Raw genomic sequence first — 16,889 nt, 5'->3', positions numbered from 1 at the left:
AGGGACGGTGCCGTCGCCCGGATCGGGCGGCCGGCACCAACCGATGCAACGACCCTGCGCCGCGCCGGTCACGCTCCCCCGGGTACGGGCGACGCTCCGACGGGCTCTCCGCCCGGCTGATCCCCATGAGGCCCGGACCGCCGCCGGATGTTCAGGGGCGCGCCCAGCCCCGCTCGTGGAGCCAGGCGAGCACGGCCCGGGCCACGGCGACCGGGTCCCGACGCAGGTCGTGGCGCTCCCCGGGGCGGACGACCACGCGCACCGAGGCGTCGGCGGCGGGCACCCCGAAGGGATCGCGGTCGCCGTTGACCACCAGGGTGGGCAGCCCGGTGCGCAGCTCGGCCGCCCGTGACCGCTCCGGCCGGCCCGGCGGGTGCAGCGGGAAGGCCAGCGCGACCACCCCGGCCGCACCCACCGCCGCCGCCGTGCGGCAGGCCACCCGGGCGCCGCTGGAACGCCCACCGACCAGCAGCGGCAGGTCCGGGTGCCGGGCACGCAGCGCGGCGACCACCGTCGTCCACGCCTCGTCGAGGTGCCCGGCCGGCGCCGGCGCCCGCCGCCCGGCCACCCGGTACGGCTGGGTCACCCGCGCCACCGCCACCGCCGCGCCGACGGCCGCGTCCCGAACCACGAGCAGGTCGGGGGCGTCCACGTCGCCGCCCGCTCCGTGCCCGAGCACGAGCAGGGCGACCGGCGGACCGGCCGGCAGGTCGGTCTCGACCCGGGCCGGGCCCCGTGGGGTGTCGATCTCGTCGCGGTGCGGCACCGGCCCATTCTGCGCCGCCGGGAGGCCCGGGTGGGCGATCCGGCCGGCTCAGTCGACGAGCGGTGACGTGGGCGCGCGGGTGCGGGCTCAGCTCAGCGGCACCAGCGTGAGCAGGCGATCGCGCACCGGCGGGCCCGCGTCGTCGGCCGCGTCCGGATCCGGTCGCACCTCGCTGCGCCAGGCGACCAGCATGGCCCGCCGCTCGCGCGGCGTGGTGCCACCCCAGACGCCGTGGCAGTCGCCGACCTCCAGCGCCCAGGCCAGGCACGACCCCTGCACGTCGCAGCTGCGGCAGAGCGCGACGGCGGCGTCGGCCGGCTCGTTGGGTGCCGGAAAGAAAGTCTCCGGATCGACGCTCTGGCAGGTTCCTCTGGTCCGCCAGGCCTCGTCCTGGCGGCCTTCGCGCAACGCCCGCAACAGTCGCGGATCTCGTCGTGCGGCGGCCACCTCGTGCGGTCGGGGCATACGCGCCCGGGTCATCACACCCACCTCCCCCGTGGGACCGGCAAGATCGACGGGCATCGTTCGCACCGCGCGAAGACGCTCCCAGTGCCGGCGCTGTGTTCTATCGCACCCACGGACACGGAGACAAGGGGCTGTGCACAAAGATGACTGAAGATCCGAGCGAAATTTCGCCCGGAACTCTGGCAATTCGTACGCGACAATGTCGCGAATGGCTGTTCAGAACAGCGTGATTTCCTCCTCGACCCGCTCGTCGGCGAGCGGCACCCGCTCGATCAGCCCGGGCCCGTCGTTGCGGACGTCGCCCACGGCCGGCCCGACCGGCCGGATCTCCAGACCGGCGAGCCAGTCCGCCGACGGCGGGGCGAGCAGCGTGGCGGGCTCGTCGACCGGCCCGAGCCAGGCCGCCCAGCGGTCCCGGGGCAGCAGCAGCGGCATCCGGTCGTGCACCTCGGCCAACTCCCCCACCGCCGCGGTGGTGAGCACGCTGAAGGTGAGCAGCGACTCCCAGCGCGACCAGATGCCGGCGAACGCCAGCACCGAGCCGTCGCGGGGGGTCATGTAGTAGGGCTGCTTGCCGCCGGCGGGGCGGCGGACCCACTCGTACCAGCCGTCGGCGGGGACCAGGCAGCGCCGGCGGGCGAACGGGTCGGCGTACGCCCGACTGGTGGCGACCGTCTCGGCCCGCGCGTTGATCATGCGGGCGGCGCCGGCCGCCGAGCGGGACCAGTGCGGTACCAGCCCCCAGCGCCCGGCCGACAGCACGCGCCCGCCCTCGGCTTCCACCCGGACCAGCGGCACCGGATCGGTCGGCGCGACGTTGTGGTCCGGCGCGAGCCGGCCGCCCGTGTCGTCGTACGACTCGAACAGCGCGCTCAGGTCACCGGCGCTCCGGGTCGTGGCGTACCTCCCGCACATGGCAAACACGCTAACGCCCCGCCGGCCTCCCGGCTGTCCCGCCAACCGGGAGTCGGGCCGGCGGCGAGCTCCACCGGCCGGCGACCTTGGCAGAATGTAACCGTGGGGAATCCGACCGCGGCCCGGCCGCCACAGCCGTGGACCGCACCGACCGCCAGCGATCCGGTTGCCGCGACGCTGCGCCTGCCCGGCTCCAAGTCGATGACCGCCCGGGCCCTGGTGCTCAGCGCCCTGGCCAGCGGTCCGTCGACCCTGCACGGGCCGCTGCGCGCCCGGGACACCGAGCTGATGGCCGGCGGGCTGCGGGCGCTGGGCGCGCACATGTCGATCTCCGACGACGAGCGCTGGCTGGTCCGGCCGCACCGGCTGGTCGGCCCGGCCCACGTCGACGTCGGGCTGGCCGGCACGGTGATGCGCTTCGCGCCGCCGGTCGCCGGCCTGGCCGACGGGCGGGTCACCTTCGACGGCGACCCACAGGCCCGGGTCCGCCCGCTCGGCCCGCTGATCGGCGCGCTGCGTTCCCTCGGGGTACGCGTCGAGGCCCCGGCCGCCGGCAGCCTGCCGTTGGCCGTGCAGGGCACCGGCCGGGTCACCGGTGGCGAGGTGGTGATCGACGCCTCCGCCTCCAGCCAGCTGGTCTCCGGGCTGCTGCTCGCCGGAGCGCGCTTCGACCGGGGCGTGGTGGTCCGCCACGAGGGCCCGCCGGTCCCCTCCGCCCCGCACCTGCGGATGACCGTGCAGATGCTCCGGGCGGCCGGTGCGGCGGTCGACGACAGCGTCCCCGACGTCTGGGTGGTCGAGCCCGGCCCGCTGGCCGGGCGCGGCTGGGAGATCGAGCCGGACCTCTCCGGCGCCGTCCCGTTCTTCGCCGCCGCCCTGGTCACCGGCGGTGAGGTGACGTTGCAGGGCTGGCCGCGCAGCAGCGCGCAGCCGGTCGAGCAGCTCCGCTCGCTGCTGCACCGGATGGGCGGCGATGTGACGCTCGGCACCGCCGGGCTGACCGTGCGCGGCACCGGCACGGTGCACGGCCTGGCGGCCGACCTGTCCGACGTCAGCGAGCTGACCCCGGCGCTGACCGCGCTGGCCATGCTGGCCGACTCCCCGTCCCGGTTCACCGGCATCGGGCACATCCGCGGTCACGAGACCGACCGGATCGCCGCCCTGGCCCGCGAGTTCACCGCGCTCGGCGCGGACCTCACCGAGTCCGCCGACGGGCTGGAGATCCGGCCCCGCCCGCTGCGCGGCGGCATTTTCCGCACGTACGCCGACCACCGGATGGCGCACGCCGCCGCGGTGGCCGGGCTGGCCGTCCCCGGCATCGAGGTGGACGACGTGGCGTGCACCTCGAAGACCATGCCCGAATTTCCGGCACTATGGTCGGCGATGGTGACCGGTAAGAGCTGAGGCGTGGAGGGGGCGGTTCTGGCGACCAGACGACGGGAATACGACGAGGACGACGTACGGGTCCGGCCCGGGAAGTCCTCGCGTCCACGCACCCGTACCCGCCCCCGGCACGCCGACGCGGTCGACGGCTTCGTGATCGCCGTCGACCGGGGCCGTTACACCTGCGTCCTGGCCGGCGCCGACCCGGAGGACCCCACCGTGACCGCCATGCGCGCCCGGGAGCTGGGGCGCAAGTCGGTGGTGGTCGGCGACCGGGTGGGGCTGGTCGGGGACACCTCCGGGGCGGCCGGCGCGCTGGCCCGGATCGTCCGGATCGCCGAGCGCAGCTCGGTGCTGCGGCGCACCGCCGACGACGACGAGACCACCGCCGAGGGGCGGCTGGAACGGGTCGTGGTCGCCAACGCCGACCAGTTGGTGATCGTCAGCGCGCTGGCCGACCCGCCGCCGCGCACCGGCTTCATCGACCGCTGCCTGGTGGCCGCATACGACGCCGGCATCGCGCCACTGCTCTGCCTGACCAAGGCCGACCTGGCCGGGCCCGAGCAGGTGCTCGGCTACTACGCCGAACTGGAACTGCCGTACGTGCTGGTCCGCCCGGACTCCGACCTCGACGCGCTGCGGGCGCTGCTCGCCGGCCGGGTCTCGGTCCTGGTCGGGCACTCCGGGGTGGGCAAGTCGACGCTGGTCAACCGCCTGGTCCCGGACGCCGCCCGGGCGGTCGGCGTGGTCAGCGCGATCGGCCGGGGCCGGCACACCTCGACCAGCGCCGTGGCGCTGCGGCTGCCGCCCGCGCCGGGCGCCTGCGGGGACCCGGGCTGGATCGTCGACACCCCCGGGGTACGCAGCTTCGGGCTCGCCCACGTGTCGGCGGAGAGCCTGCTGCACGGCTTCCCCGACCTGGTCGAGGGGACGGTGGACTGCCCGCCGAACTGCCCGCACACCGCCGACGCGCCGGACTGCGCGCTGGACGCGTGGGTGGCCGCCGGTAGGGCCGACCCGCGCCGGCTGGCGTCGTACCGTCGCTTGCTGGCCTCCCGCTCCGGCGAGGGTGACCCGCGCGGCGAGGCCGACCAGCGCAACCCGGGCGACCCGCTCGCCGGGTCCTGACCCGGCCGTGGCTACCGTTCCTCCCATGACCGGGTACGCCGACGACATCGCCCTCGCCCATCAGCTCGCCGACGCCGCCGACGCCATCTCGACGGCCCGCTTCCGGGCGCTGGACCTGCGGGTGGAGGCCAAGCCGGACCTCACCCCCGTCTCCGACGCGGACACTGCCGTGGAGCGGGAGATCCGCGCGCTGCTGGCAGACCGGCGGCCCGGCGACGGACTGCTCGGTGAGGAGTACGGCGAGCAGCCCGCCGCCGGCCCGGGTAGCCGGCGCTGGGTGGTCGACCCGATCGACGGCACCAAGAACTTCGTCCGGGGGGTGCCGGTCTGGGCCACCCTGATCGCGCTGCTGGAGTCCGACCGCCCGGTGGTCGGGCTGGTCTCCGCCCCGGCGCTGGGCCGCCGCTGGTGGGGCGCGCGCGGCGAGGGCGCGTACGCCGGGCCGGACGCCGCCTCCGGCACGCCGATCCGGGTCTCCGCCGTGGGCGACCTGGCCGACGCGAGCGTCTGCTACTCCTCGCTCAGCGGCTGGGAGGAGGCGGGCCGGCTGGACGCGATGCTCCAGCTCATGCGGGACAGCTGGCGCAGCCGCGCGTACGGCGACTTCTACGGTTACATGCTGCTGGCCGAGGGCGCACTGGACGTCATGGTGGAGCCCGAGTTGTCCCTCTGGGACATCGCCGCGCTGGTGCCGGTCGTGACCGAGGCCGGGGGTGCCTTCACCGACCTGTCGGGGCGTCCCGCTCCTGCCGGGGACGGTTCCGGGGACAACAGCGCGGTGGCCAGCAACGGCCTGCTGCACACCGACATCCTCGCCCGGCTGGATCGGCCAACCGCGCGCTGACCCCGGGCACCCTCTATCCTCGCCAGGTGGTGTCCTCCGGTTGGTGCTTTCTCGCGGCCATGATCGTCGCGTACGGCTTCGCCAACATGTTGCAGTCGGTCGCCGCCGCCCGGACGACCGTGCACCACACCTTCGACCCGGGGCTGCTGCTGCGGCTGGCCGGTCACCGCACCTACCTGGTCGGTCTGCTCTTTCAGGTGACCGGGTTCGTGCTGGCCTTCCTGGCCCGCCGGGACCTGCCGCTGTTCCTGGTGCAGGCCAGCGTGGCCGCCGGGCTGGGGGTCACCGCCGTGCTCGGCGTGGTGGTGCTCAAGTGGCGGCTGCCGAGGGCGGAGGTGGGCCTGCTGGCGCTGCTCTTCGGCGGGATCACCGCGCTGGTGCTCTCCGCCCAGCCGGCCCCCTCGAAGTCCCTCGGCACCGCCGGCCTGGTCGCGCTGGCGGTGGCGCTGGGCGGCATCGGGGTGCTCGGTTTCTTCGCCGTACGCCTGCACGGGCCGCCCGGGTCGGTGGCGCTCGGCTCGCTGGCCGGGCTGGCGTTCTCCGCCGCCGCGGTGGCCGCCCGGCCGCTGGCGTCCGCGTCGTCGGCCGAGGTCTTCATCCGGGACCCGCTGCTCTACCTGCTGATCGCGCACTCGCTGGTCGGGCAGCTGCTGCTCGGGCTGGCGATGCAGCGCGGCTCCACCACGGCCGCCGTCGCCGCGATGGACGCCGCCGGGGCGGTGCCCGCGGCGATCATCGGGCTGCTGCTGCTCAACGACCGGATCTGGCCGGGCCGGGAGTGGCTGGCCGCGGTCGGCTTCCTGGTCACCCTCGCCGCGGTCATCGGGCTCACCCGGTACGCCGAACCACAGCACCACCACGCGGTCGCCCGGCGGCGGGAACGGATCGCGGTCGGCGCCGGCTCCGGCCGGCCACCGTCCTGACGGGCGGGGTCAGGCCTCGACCGGCTTGCGCCGGAGCACCACCCGCTCGTAGAGCCGTTCCAGGGCGCTGGCGGTGCGCTCCCACGTGTAGCTGCACCGGACCCGGTCCACCGCCGCGTGCCCGTACGCGAACCGCCCGGCGTTGTCGGCCAGCAGCCGGCGCAGCGTCACGCCCAGCGCGCGGACGTCGCCCGGGGGCACCAGCCGCCCGGTGACCTCGTCGACCACGGCGTCGGCGATGCCGCCCATCGCGTACCCGACAACCGGTACGCCGCAGGCCATCGCCTCCAGCGACACCCGCCCGGCGGAGGAGTAGTGCGGGGTGCAGGCCACCACGTCGGCCGAGCGGTACCAGGTGGCCATCTGGTCGTGCGGCACGGCCCCGACCAGGTTCACCAGGTCGGCGACGCCGGTCCGCTCGGCCAGCTCACGCAGCCGGCGGGCCTCGGCGTGGGTGGCCAGCTGCTCGGGCGGCGGGCCGCCGGCGATGACCAGCTCGGCGTCGCCGACCAGGCGCATCGCCCGGATCAGGTCCTCCTGGCCGTGGCCGGGGGAGAGCCCGCCGACCGACAGGATGCGGGCCCGCTGGTCGCGCGGGGCCGCCTCTCCGTCGGGGTGGAACCGCTCGGTGTCCACGCCGGCCGGGACCATCGCCACCGCGGTGCGTTGCAGGCCCATCCGGGTCAGCTCGTCCACCTCGTCGTTGCACTGGGCGACCGCGATGTCCACCGCCCGGGTCAGCGCCCGCTCCAGCGGGATCCGCTCCCCCGGGCCGTCGTACTGCCGGCCGAGGTGGCGCAGCTGCTCGACGCCGAGGGAGTGGAAGGTCTGCACGACCGGGATGTCCGTCTCGCGTACCGCGCGGGCGGCGGCCAGGCCGCCGATCCAGTAGTGCCCGTGCACCACCTCGGGGGTCCAGTCTCCGGACCAGCGGTCGGCCAGCCAGCGGCCGAACTCCGCCACGTGCGGCACCAGCTCGGCGGTGGGGGTGACCGTGGCCGGACCGACGGGCACCCGTTCGAGGCGATAGCCGTCCGCCTCGACGACCTCGGGCAGGGCGAGGTCGTCCCGGCGTTCGTAGACCCGTACGTCGTGGCCGCGCCCGGCCAGCTCGGCGGCGACCCGGGCGATGTGCTCGTGGGTGCCGACGGCGGGGGTATCCGTACGCCGGGACGAGCCGGCGTGCGCGCAGACGAGGCCGACGCGCATGGTCACCTCCATGCGATTCGTGAGGGATGGTCCTCCGGTCAGAGGGTCCCATTAACCCGGCCCCGGCGAGCCGAAACCTGGCAGATCGGGAGCAGTCGGAGAGGTGCCGGCGAGCGCGGCTCCGGACAGCGGCGGCGATCGGGGCCGCCCCGCCCGCATGACCCACCCCGGCCGGGGGTACCGACGAAGAATGCCGCTCACCCGCAGCCTCTCGGACGCCGTCGTGGTGATCACCGGCGCCTCCAGCGGCATCGGTACCGCGACCGCGTACGCGCTGGCCCGCCGGGGTGCCGACGTCGTCCTCGCCGCCCGCAGCGAGCCCGCCCTGGCAGCGGTCGCCCGGCGCTGCCGGGACCTGGGCGCGCGGGCGCTGGTGGTGCCCACGGACGTCACCGACCCGGTGGCGGTGGAGGAACTGGCCGCCCGCGCGGCCGACGAGTTCGGCCGGATCGACGGCTGGGTGAACAACGCGGCGGTCAGCGCGGTCGGGCTCTTCGACGAGATCCCGGTGGCGGAGTTCCGCCGGGTGCTGGAGATCAACCTGCTCGGGGCCGCGTACGGCATTCGGGCCGCGCTGCCCTGGTTGAGCATGTCCGGCGGCGGGGTCCTGGTCAACAACGCCTCGGTGCTGGCCGAGGTGGCGATGCCCTACCAGTCGGCGTACAACGCCACCAGGCACGGCATCCGCGGGCTGGCCGACACGGTCCGGCAGGAGCTGCGGGTCACCGGCCGGGGCAACATCTCGATCTGCACGGTGCTGCCAGCCACCATCGACACCCCGTTCTTCCGGCACGCCGGCAACCACACCGGCCGCGAGCTGGTCCCGCCGCCGCCGGTGTACCCGCCCGAGATGGTGGCCGAGACGATCGTCCGGCTGCTGCGCCGGCCCCGCCGGGAGGCGTACGCCGGGGGCGCGGCCCGGCTGATCGGGCTGCCGTGGCGGCTCGCGCCGGCGCTGGCCGAACGGGTCCTGGGCTGGTACGCCCACCGGACGCGGTTCGGGCCGTCCGGCGCGGCGGACAGCACCGGGAATGTCCTCCGCGCCCAGGCGCGGCGCGACGGCGGCTGGCACGGCCGGCGCCGGCGACTGGTGCGGGTGACGGCCGCGTTCGGGCTGGCCGCCGCCGGCACCGCGGTCGGCACGATGGCCGCGATGACCCGACGTTCGCGGGTGCAACGGCGATGAGCAGCATGGAGCGGCCGGGTGCGCGCGCGGCCCCCGGCATGCACCACGGGACGATCATGCCGACGGACGCGCGATGCCTGGTGGCGGCGGACGAATCGTCCGCGACCGTGCGGCTGAGCTCGCTGCACGTCGCTGACTTCTCCCGATTCATCCCGATCGCGGAGCCCGTCCCCGGTTACCCCGGGCACGGCAGCGGGTAGTGCTCAGCCATGCGCGACGACGAGTACCCGACCCCCGTTTCCGACCCCGAGGCGGAGGGCCTGCCCGACACCGCCGACGACGACTCCAGCGCCAACGACGACGTCCTCACCGGCCGCGAGGCGGACGGCCCGGAGCCGGCCCAGCTGCCCGGCGACCGGACGCCCGTCGCGGTGGACCACTTCGGCACCACCGCCGAGGAACAGCTCGACGGGGAGTCGCTGGACTACAAGCTCGAACGGGAGCAGTACGAGCGCCCCGCCGACGATCCGCTGGCCGGGCCGGTCGATCCGGACATCGCCGCCGAGGCGGACAGCGACGAGGCCGCCGCCGAGGCACAGCTCGACGCCGACGTGATCGACCCCGGCCCCACCTCGGACCCGCACTCGCCGGTCTCCATCTACGACCACGGCCAGCTGGGCACCGTCGCCGACACTCAGGTGGGCCGGCTGGTCGAACCGGACGAGGGGGCGCACACCGACCAGGAGACCGACTCGATCGCGTACGACGCGGGCGCGGCCGGCGGCGGGGCCACCGCCGAGGAGCTGGCGATCCACGAGACCCGGCCGCCGGAGTCGCGGTGACTCACTCGTCGAGCCCGCGCTCGATCGCGTAGCGGGTCAGTTCGACCCGGTTGTGCAGTTGGAGCTTGCCCAGGGTGTTCTGGACGTGGTTCTGCACGGTGCGGTGCGAGAGCCCCAGCCGCTCGGCGATCTGCTTGTACGACAGCCCCTTGGCCACCAGACGCAGCACCTCGGTCTCCCGCTCGGTGAGCCGGGGTGCCGCGTCGTCCCGGCCCGGCCGCGCCCCGCCCTCCCCGGCGACGGCCAGCCGGCGGTACTCGCCGAGGACCAGTCCCGCCAGCCCGGGCGTGAAGACCGGCTCCCCGGCGGCGGTGCGGCGGACCGCGTCCAGGAACTCGGCCGGGGCGGCCGACTTCACCAGGTAGCCGGTGGCCCCGGCCTTCACCGCGTCCAGGACGCTCTGCTGCTCGCCGCTGGCCGAGAGCATCAGCACCCGCACCTCGGGCAGCACGGCCCGCAGGCCCCAGATGACCTCCACCCCGGAGATGTCGGGCAGTTGGAGGTCGAGCACCACGACGTCGGGCCGGGCCGCGGCGGCCACCCGGACCGCCTGCCGCCCCTCGCCGCTGGTCGCCACCACCTGGTGGCCGGCCTCGGTGAGGTCGCGGGCCACCCCCTCCCGCCACATCGGGTGGTCGTCGACCACCATCACCCGCACCCCGGTCACCCGTCCCCCCTCGGTACCACCAGCTCCACCTCGGTGCCCTCCCCCGGCGCGGAGACGATCCGCACCTCGCCGCCGAGGTCGGCGATCCGGCCCCGGATGGACTGGCTCATGCCCAGCCGCCCCTGCCGGGCGGCCTCGAGCAGCCGACCCTGCGGGATGCCCGGGCCGGCGTCGCGCACCGACACGGTCACCGTCTCCCCCTCGTCCTCGACCAGCACCCAGGCGCGCCCGCCGGCGTGCCGCCGCACGTTGTCCAGCGCCGCGGCCGTGGCCGCGGCCAACTCCACGGCGACGGGGGCGGGCAGCGGGACCGGGGTCGCCGGAGCGGAGACGGAGACCGTCGGCGAGGCGTACCGGCCGAGCAGGGCGCGCAGGTCCAGGGTGCCGCCCGCCGGGTCGGCGGCGGGTGCCGGGTCGACCCCGGCGATCAGCGCGCGCAGCGCCGCCTCCTGCTCGCCGGCGAGCCGGGCCAGCTCACCGGCCTCGCCGTCGAGGTGGGCGCCGCGCCGCTGCACCAGCGCCAGCACCTGGAGCACCGAGTCGTGGATGCCCCGGGCCAGCCGCTCCCGCTCGCGGGTGGCCGCCTCCAGCTGCACCGCCCGCTGCAACCGCTCCTCGGCGGTCACCGCCAGTCGCGCGACGTGCCCGACGATCACCCCGGCGAGCAGCAGCAGGATCAGCCCGGTGAGCGAGGACGGGCCGAACCGCCCCCGGCTGGCCAGGTCCGCCGCGCCGAGGGCCAGCGCCGCCACCGCGCCGCGCCGCCGCCCGCCGGACACCGCCCAGGCCAGCACCGGCCCGGCCAGCCAGACCACGGCCAGGCTCGGCACGCCGGCGGCGAGCGCCGGACGGCCGACCACCCACGGGGAGGCGGCGAGAATGGCGAGCACGACACCCAGGTCGGCCAGGAGCAGCGGCCAGTCCCGGTTCGCCGGCCGGGCGTAGCCGACGGCGGTCACCCCGGACCAGGCCAGCATCGCCACCAGGACGGCGCCGGCTGCCAGCGGGTGGGCGTACCGGTCGGCGTCGCGGAGCACCAGCAGGCAGACGTACCCCAGGGCGGCGAAGCGGAAGACGGCGATGGAACGCCAGAGCGGCATCTCGAGACCACCCGGCGGCGACGGCATGGCCGTCACGATGCCACAGCCGCCGTCCGGCTGGCGGGGCCGCCGGTCGCGGGGCGGTCAACCCTGACGTACGGTGAAATACGGCGAAAACTCCGAGACCCGCTGTCGGGACAGGGCCATGACGCATGCAGAACCGCCCACACCGCGTACGGTTATGCCCATCGAATCTTCCCTCCTCATCGCCGAGGCCTTCGACCAGGCACGGGTGACCCAGCTGCGACACTCGGTCACCTCCTGCGCGCACGCCGCGGGGCTGGACGGCCAGCGGCTGGACGACTTCGTGCTGGCCGTCAACGAGCTGATCACCAACGCGGTGCGGCACGGCGGGGGCCAGGGCTGGCTGCGGCTGTGGCGGCGGGCCGACGAGCTGGTCTGCGAGGTCTCCGACCACGGCCGGGGCATCAGCGCGCAGCGGCTCGGCAACCGCAGCCGCCCGGCGCCGGACACCGCGGGCGGGTGGGGGCTCTGGCTGGCCCGGGAGCTGAGCGACGCCATGGAAGTCGAGACCAGCCCGGCCGGCACCACGGTACGGATCAGCGCGCTGATCCGTACGCTGCGCCGCGCCGGGGGCCCGGCCGTCGACTGACCCGGCCCGGCTCAGCCGAAGAGCGCGCTGACCGACTCGCCGTTGTGGATCCGCCGCATCGCCTCGGCCAGCGCGGGCGCCACCGAGAGAATCTCCAGCTTCGGCACCCGCTTCTCGGCCGGGATCGGCACCGTGTTGGTGCAGACGATCTCCAGTACCCCGTCCTGGCCGCTGAGCCGCTCCAGCGCACCGCTGGAGAAGAGCCCGTGCGTGCAGGCGAGCCGGATCGAGCGCACCTTCCGCTCGCGCAGGTGCGCCATCAGCTCGATCACCGTGCTGCCCTTGGCGATCTCGTCGTCCAGGACGATCACGTCCCGGTCGGCGACGTCGCCGATCACCGTACTGATCTTGACCCGGTCGTCGCTGAACCGCTGCTTCGCCCCGGCCGCCACCGGGGTGCCGAGCATCCGGGCGAAGGCGGCGGCCTCCTTGGCGTTGCCCAGGTCCGGCGAGACCACCACCGTGTCGGTCAGGTCGTAGCGCCGGAAGTGGGCGGCCAGCTCGCGCAGCGCGTGCAGGTGGTCGACGGGGACGCTGAAGAAGCCGTGCACCTGCGGCGAGTGCAGGGTCATCGCCAGCACCCGGTGCGCCCCGGCCGAGGTGAGCAGGTCGGCGACGAGTCGCCCGCCGATGGAGATCCGCGGGGCATCCTTCTTGTCCGACCGGGCGTACGCGTAGTGCGGCAGCACCACGGTGATCCGGCCGGCGGACGCGCCCCGGGCGGCGTCGATCATGAGCAGCAGCTCGACCAGGTGCTCCTGGACCGGCGGCACCAGCGGCTGGATGAGGAAGACGTCGCGCTCCCGGCAGTTCGCCTGCAACTGCACCTCCAGGCAGTCGTTGGCGAACCGGGAGACCCGCACGGGATGCAACGGGACGTCGAGGTGGGCACAGATCTCGGCGGCGAGCTGGGGATGGGCGGTTCCGCTGAACACGGCGATGTCACGCACGATCTGGGATCGTACGGACGTCGCCGGGCGGGCGACGCGTGGGTCACGGCGTGTTGCCCTTCCGGGTACCGTGCCGCCATGACCGGAGAGTACGTCGTCGCCATCGACCAGGGCACCACGTCATCACGGTGCATCGTCTTCGACCGCGCGGGGGAGATCGTCTCCGTGGCGCAGCGGGAGCACCGGCAGCTGTTCCCGCAGCCCGGCTGGGTGGAGCACGACCCCGAGGAGATCTGGGACAACGTGCAGCGGGTCGTCCAGGAGGCCCTCGACGCCGCCGGCACCGGACCGGACGGGCTGGCCGCGGTCGGCATCACCAACCAGCGGGAGACCACCGTCGTCTGGGACCGGGCCACCGGCCGCCCGGTGGCCAACGCCATCGTCTGGCAGGACACCCGGACCGGGCCGCTGCTGCGCGAGCTGGACGAGGCGTACGGCGAGCAGCGGCTGCGGGAGCGCACCGGGCTGCCCCTGGCCACCTACTTCGCGGGCCCGAAGCTGCGCTGGCTGCTGGACAACGTGGCGGGCCTGCGGGAGCGGGCCGAGCGGGGCGAGGTGCTCTTCGGCACCGTCGACAGCTGGCTGATCTGGAAGCTGACCGGCCGGCACGTCACCGACGTGACCAACGCCAGCCGGACGATGCTGATGGACCTGGAGACCCTGGACTGGGATCCGGAGCTGCTCGACGCGATGCGGGTGCCGGCAACGATGCTGCCGGAGATCCGCTGTTCGGCGGAGGTGTACGGCACCGCCGAGGGGCTGCTGGCCGGGGTGCCGGTGGCCAGCGCCCTCGGCGACCAGCAGGCGGCCCTGTTCGGGCAGACCTGCTTCCAGCCGGGCGAGGCGAAGTGCACCTACGGCACCGGCAGCTTCCTGCTGCTCAACACCGGGGCCAGTCCGGTCGTCTCCCAGCACGGCCTGCTGACCACGGTGGCCTACCGAATCGACGGGCACCCGGCCGTGTACGCGCTGGAGGGCGCGATCGCGGTCACCGGCTCGCTGGTGCAGTGGCTGCGGGACAACCTCGGGCTGATCTCCACCGCGCCCGAGGTGGAGGAGCTGGCCCGCACGGTCGACGACAACGGCGGCTGCTACGTGGTGCCGGCCTTCTCGGGGCTCTTCGCGCCGCACTGGCGCAGCGACGCCCGGGGCGTGATCGCCGGGCTGACCGGGTACATCACCAAGGGCCACCTGGCCCGGGCGGTGCTGGAGGCGTCGGCCTGGCAGACCCGCGAGGTGGTCGACGCGATGGACGCCGACTCCGACGTGGCGCTGCGCCGGCTGCGGGTGGACGGCGGGATGACGGCCAACGGCCTGCTGATGCAGTTCCTCGCCGACGTGCTGGACGTACCGGTGGTCCGCTCCCGGATCACCGAGACCACCTGCCTCGGCGCGGCGTACGCGGCCGGCCTGGCGGTCGGCTTCTGGCCGGACCTGGCGACCCTGCGCGCCCAGTGGCGCTCGGACGCGCAGTGGGAGTCGGAGATGACGCCCGAGCACCGGGAGCGCGAGCTGCGGCAGTGGCGCAAGGCGGTGGCGCGCACCCTGGACTGGGTGGACTGACTACTCCCAGCGGTCGCCGGTGAGCTTCTCGTAGACGTCGACGTAGCGGGCCCGGGTCGCCTCGACCACCTCGGCCGGCACCTCGGGGGCCGGGCCCTGCTTGTCCCAGCCGCTGCTGGTCGCCCAGTCCCGGACGTACTGCTTGTCGTAGGAGAACTGCACGCGGCCCGGCTGGTACGACTCGGCCGGCCAGAACCGGGACGAGTCGGAGGTGAGCAGCTCGTCGCCGAGCATCAGGGTGCCGTCCGGCGTCCAGCCCAGCTCGATCTTGGTGTCGGCGACCAGGATGCCCCGGTCGGCGGCGAGTTCGGCACCGCGCCGGTAGACGTCGATGGTGATCCGGCGCAGCCGCTCGGCGGTCTCCGCGCCGACCTTGTCCACCACCTCGGCGAAGGTGATCGGCTCGTCGTGCTCCCCCACCGGCGCCTTGGTCGACGGGGTGAAGATCGGCTCGGGCAGGATCGACGCCTCGACCAGGCCGCGCGGCAGCGCCACGCCGGAGACGGCACCGGTGCGTTGGTAATCCTTCAGGCCGCCGCCGGTCAGGTAGCCGCGGGCGACGCACTCGACCGGGACCATGTCCAGCCGCCGGCAGCGGATCGCCCGGCCGGCGAACTCGGCGGGCACGTCAGTGGTGGAGACAACGTGGTTCGGCACCAGGTCGGCGAGCTGCTCGAACCACCAGAGGGAGAGGGCGGTGAGCAGGCGGCCCTTGTCCGGGATCGGCGTCGGCAGCACCACGTCGTAGATCGAGATGCGGTCGGAGGCGACCAGGATCAGGTCTTCGCCGTCGGCGTAGACGTCCCTGACCTTGCCGGAGTGCAGAAGTTCCACGCGGCCTAGTACACCACGCGGTCTCGCCGACGCCCGGTGCGGCCACCCGGGCCTTCACCAGGTGATCGGCCCGTCTCGATGCCATCCGCCGCCGTGGCGACCAGTCCCGGCCACCGGAGCCCGCCGGGCGTTGACACCTGGGCGCGGTGCCTGCGTGAATGGTCCGGCCCCCACCGCCGTGCACCAGGAGCGCCCCGTGCCCGCTGCCCGCCCCCCGCGCCCCCGGTCCGGCGCCGACCCGGCCCGGCGGCGGCTGCTCGGCGCGCTGCTGGCGGCACCGGCGCTCGCCACCGGCGGGCTCGCCGGGTGCAGCGTCGACACGACCACCCGGGTCGACGACGACGGGCCAATCGAGCTGTCGGTCTTCTGGTGGGGCAACACCCGGCGCGCGCAGTCCACCGAGCGGGCGCTGCGGCTCTACTCCTCACGCAACCCCCGGGTCACCTTCCGGGTGACCTCGCAGGCCGCCAACGGCTACTACGACCGGCTCGCCACCCAGGCCACCGGCGGCAACGTGCCGGACCTGTTCCAGGTCGACGACGCCGTGCTGACCGAGTACGCGCAGCGGGGCATCGCGCTGGACCTCAGCCCGTACGCCGCGGACGGCCGGCTCGACCTCGGCGGCCTGCCGCCCGGGCTGGCCGACTACGGCAGGGTGGACGGGCAGGTCCACGGCGTCGCCGCCGCGCAGACCCACGCCGCCGTGGTCTACAACAGGGACCTGCTGCGCCGGCTCGGGGTGCCCGCCCCGACGATCATGCCGTGGGCCGACTACCTCGCCTGGGCCGCGCGGGTGACCCGGGCCAGCGGCGGCCGGGTCGCCGGCACCATGGACCCGTCCGGTGACCACCGCGCGCTCTGGCTCTGGCTGCGCGGCCAGGGCGGCAAGTTCTATCAGGGGCGGCAGCTCGGCTTCAGCTCGGCGGCGCTGGTCGACTGGTTCGAACTCTGGCAGCGGGCCCGCACCGAGCGGGCGACCCCGGCCGCCGCCCTGGTCGACGGGGCCGACGGCGGCGAACCGGCGCGACAGCTGGTGGTGACCGGCCACACCGCCGCCTCGTTCGCCTGGTCGCACCAGCTTCCCGAACTCCAGCGCTACACCAGTGACGAGTTGGCGCTGGCCGCCTTCCCCGGGCCGCCGGCAGCGCAGTGGGACCGGGCCTCGATGTACTGGGCCGGCTTCCACGGCACCCGGCGCCCGGGTGTGGTGGCCGACGTCATCAACTTCCTGACCACCAACGTGGAGGTGGGCCGGGTCCTCGGCACCGAGCGGGGCCTGCCGGCCGACCGCGCCGTGCGGCAGGCCGTGGCCCGGGGGCTCAACGACCCGGCCGTCAAACGCATCGCCGCCCTCGGCACCACCCTGAACGACCTGGTCGGGCCCGCGCCCGCCCCACCGCCGCGCGGGCATGGACGGGTGCGTACGTTGCTCGCCGCCGCCGCGCAGGACGTCCGGTCGGGCCGGGCGGGGGCGCGGGCCACGACGTCGAGGTTCATGGCGCAGGCGCAGGGGGCGCTGGCCGAGTGAGCCCGGCCGGCGCTGGAGCGGCGCCGGCCGGGG

Annotated in this window: 18 protein-coding genes; 10 read left to right on the top strand and 8 right to left on the bottom strand. The window is 75.0% G+C overall.

The window, feature by feature from the left end:
• Positions 1-151 precede the first annotated feature (151 nt).
• The 3 genes from ABZ807_RS16585 to ABZ807_RS16575 all read right to left on the bottom strand — a co-directional run bounded on the left by ABZ807_RS16585 (position 152) and on the right by ABZ807_RS16575 (position 2,146).
• On the bottom strand, positions 152-766 hold the full coding sequence (locus tag ABZ807_RS16585) for an alpha/beta family hydrolase (protein WP_357157822.1): 615 nt from the start codon (positions 764-766) through the stop codon (positions 152-154).
• An 87-nt stretch (positions 767-853) separates the two neighbouring features.
• Positions 854-1,246, bottom strand: coding sequence for a WhiB family transcriptional regulator (locus ABZ807_RS16580; RefSeq protein ID WP_357157819.1), 393 nt, complete (start codon positions 1,244-1,246; stop codon positions 854-856).
• Positions 1,247-1,447: 201 nt separating this feature from the next.
• Positions 1,448-2,146, bottom strand: a complete 699-nt coding sequence (locus ABZ807_RS16575; RefSeq protein WP_357157816.1) for an SOS response-associated peptidase — start codon at positions 2,144-2,146, stop codon at positions 1,448-1,450.
• Positions 2,147-2,248: 102 nt separating this feature from the next.
• Here ABZ807_RS16575 and aroA point away from each other — a divergent pair, with 102 nt between their 5' ends.
• The 4 genes from aroA to ABZ807_RS16555 are packed head-to-tail and all read left to right on the top strand — an operon-like array spanning position 2,249 to position 6,424.
• Positions 2,249-3,550: a 3-phosphoshikimate 1-carboxyvinyltransferase gene (gene aroA, locus ABZ807_RS16570; protein ID WP_357157813.1), complete on the top strand. Its 1,302-nt coding sequence runs from the start codon at positions 2,249-2,251 to the stop codon at positions 3,548-3,550.
• 18 nt (positions 3,551-3,568) lie between these two features.
• Positions 3,569-4,657 carry a ribosome small subunit-dependent GTPase A gene (rsgA, locus tag ABZ807_RS16565; RefSeq protein ID WP_357157901.1) on the top strand — a complete coding sequence of 363 codons (1,089 nt, stop codon included), beginning with the start codon at positions 3,569-3,571 and terminating at the stop codon, positions 4,655-4,657.
• Between the two features lie 25 nt (positions 4,658-4,682).
• Complete coding sequence (gene hisN, locus ABZ807_RS16560) at positions 4,683-5,501, top strand: histidinol-phosphatase (RefSeq protein ID WP_357157810.1); 819 nt, start codon at positions 4,683-4,685, stop codon at positions 5,499-5,501.
• Positions 5,502-5,560: 59 nt separating this feature from the next.
• Positions 5,561-6,424 (top strand): hypothetical protein, encoded by an 864-nt coding sequence (locus ABZ807_RS16555; RefSeq protein ID WP_357157898.1) that lies wholly within the window; start codon positions 5,561-5,563, stop codon positions 6,422-6,424.
• A 9-nt stretch (positions 6,425-6,433) separates the two neighbouring features.
• On the opposite strand, the gene ABZ807_RS16550 is transcribed toward ABZ807_RS16555, so the two are convergent.
• Positions 6,434-7,633, bottom strand: a complete 1,200-nt coding sequence (locus ABZ807_RS16550) for a glycosyltransferase (protein WP_357157807.1) — start codon at positions 7,631-7,633, stop codon at positions 6,434-6,436.
• Between the two features lie 190 nt (positions 7,634-7,823).
• Between ABZ807_RS16550 and ABZ807_RS16545 the strand changes: the two genes are divergently transcribed.
• The 3 genes from ABZ807_RS16545 to ABZ807_RS16535 are packed head-to-tail and all read left to right on the top strand — an operon-like array spanning position 7,824 to position 9,601.
• Positions 7,824-8,819 carry an SDR family oxidoreductase gene (locus tag ABZ807_RS16545; protein WP_357157804.1) on the top strand — a complete coding sequence of 332 codons (996 nt, stop codon included), beginning with the start codon at positions 7,824-7,826 and terminating at the stop codon, positions 8,817-8,819.
• The gene (locus ABZ807_RS16540) at positions 8,816-9,019 is read left to right on the top strand and encodes a hypothetical protein (protein ID WP_357157801.1); all 204 of its coding nucleotides are present in this window, start codon (positions 8,816-8,818) and stop codon (positions 9,017-9,019) included. The genes ABZ807_RS16545 and ABZ807_RS16540 overlap by 4 nt, the downstream gene beginning before the upstream one ends.
• 9 nt (positions 9,020-9,028) lie before the next feature.
• Positions 9,029-9,601: a DUF5709 domain-containing protein gene (locus tag ABZ807_RS16535; RefSeq protein WP_357157798.1), complete on the top strand. Its 573-nt coding sequence runs from the start codon at positions 9,029-9,031 to the stop codon at positions 9,599-9,601.
• A gap of 1 nt (position 9,602) precedes the next feature.
• Here the strand turns inward: ABZ807_RS16535 and ABZ807_RS16530 are convergent, their stop codons facing one another.
• Both ABZ807_RS16530 and ABZ807_RS16525 read right to left on the bottom strand, forming a co-directional pair.
• Positions 9,603-10,250 (bottom strand): response regulator transcription factor, encoded by a 648-nt coding sequence (locus ABZ807_RS16530; protein ID WP_357157895.1) that lies wholly within the window; start codon positions 10,248-10,250, stop codon positions 9,603-9,605.
• 14 nt (positions 10,251-10,264) lie between these two features.
• Positions 10,265-11,395 (bottom strand): DUF5931 domain-containing protein, encoded by a 1,131-nt coding sequence (locus ABZ807_RS16525; RefSeq protein WP_357157795.1) that lies wholly within the window; start codon positions 11,393-11,395, stop codon positions 10,265-10,267.
• A gap of 118 nt (positions 11,396-11,513) precedes the next feature.
• Here ABZ807_RS16525 and ABZ807_RS16520 point away from each other — a divergent pair, with 118 nt between their 5' ends.
• The gene (locus ABZ807_RS16520; protein ID WP_357157793.1) at positions 11,514-11,981 is read left to right on the top strand and encodes an ATP-binding protein; all 468 of its coding nucleotides are present in this window, start codon (positions 11,514-11,516) and stop codon (positions 11,979-11,981) included.
• A gap of 11 nt (positions 11,982-11,992) precedes the next feature.
• Here the strand turns inward: ABZ807_RS16520 and ABZ807_RS16515 are convergent, their stop codons facing one another.
• Complete coding sequence (locus tag ABZ807_RS16515; protein WP_357157790.1) at positions 11,993-12,931, bottom strand: ribose-phosphate pyrophosphokinase; 939 nt, start codon at positions 12,929-12,931, stop codon at positions 11,993-11,995.
• Between the two features lie 78 nt (positions 12,932-13,009).
• On the opposite strand from ABZ807_RS16515, the gene glpK reads away from it, so the two are divergent.
• On the top strand, positions 13,010-14,494 hold the full coding sequence (gene glpK, locus ABZ807_RS16510; protein WP_357157787.1) for a glycerol kinase GlpK: 1,485 nt from the start codon (positions 13,010-13,012) through the stop codon (positions 14,492-14,494).
• Here the strand turns inward: glpK and ABZ807_RS16505 are convergent, their stop codons facing one another.
• Positions 14,495-15,328, bottom strand: coding sequence for a phosphoribosylaminoimidazolesuccinocarboxamide synthase (locus ABZ807_RS16505; protein ID WP_357157784.1), 834 nt, complete (start codon positions 15,326-15,328; stop codon positions 14,495-14,497). It lies immediately after the preceding gene.
• A 196-nt stretch (positions 15,329-15,524) separates the two neighbouring features.
• On the opposite strand from ABZ807_RS16505, the gene ABZ807_RS16500 reads away from it, so the two are divergent.
• The gene (locus ABZ807_RS16500) at positions 15,525-16,856 is read left to right on the top strand and encodes an extracellular solute-binding protein (protein ID WP_357157782.1); all 1,332 of its coding nucleotides are present in this window, start codon (positions 15,525-15,527) and stop codon (positions 16,854-16,856) included.
• Positions 16,857-16,889 lie beyond the last annotated feature (33 nt).

The organism is Micromonospora sp. NPDC047548, assembly GCF_040642975.1.
Taxonomy (GTDB): domain Bacteria; phylum Actinomycetota; class Actinomycetes; order Mycobacteriales; family Micromonosporaceae; genus Micromonospora.
This window is presented reverse-complemented; position numbering and strand designations above follow the sequence as displayed.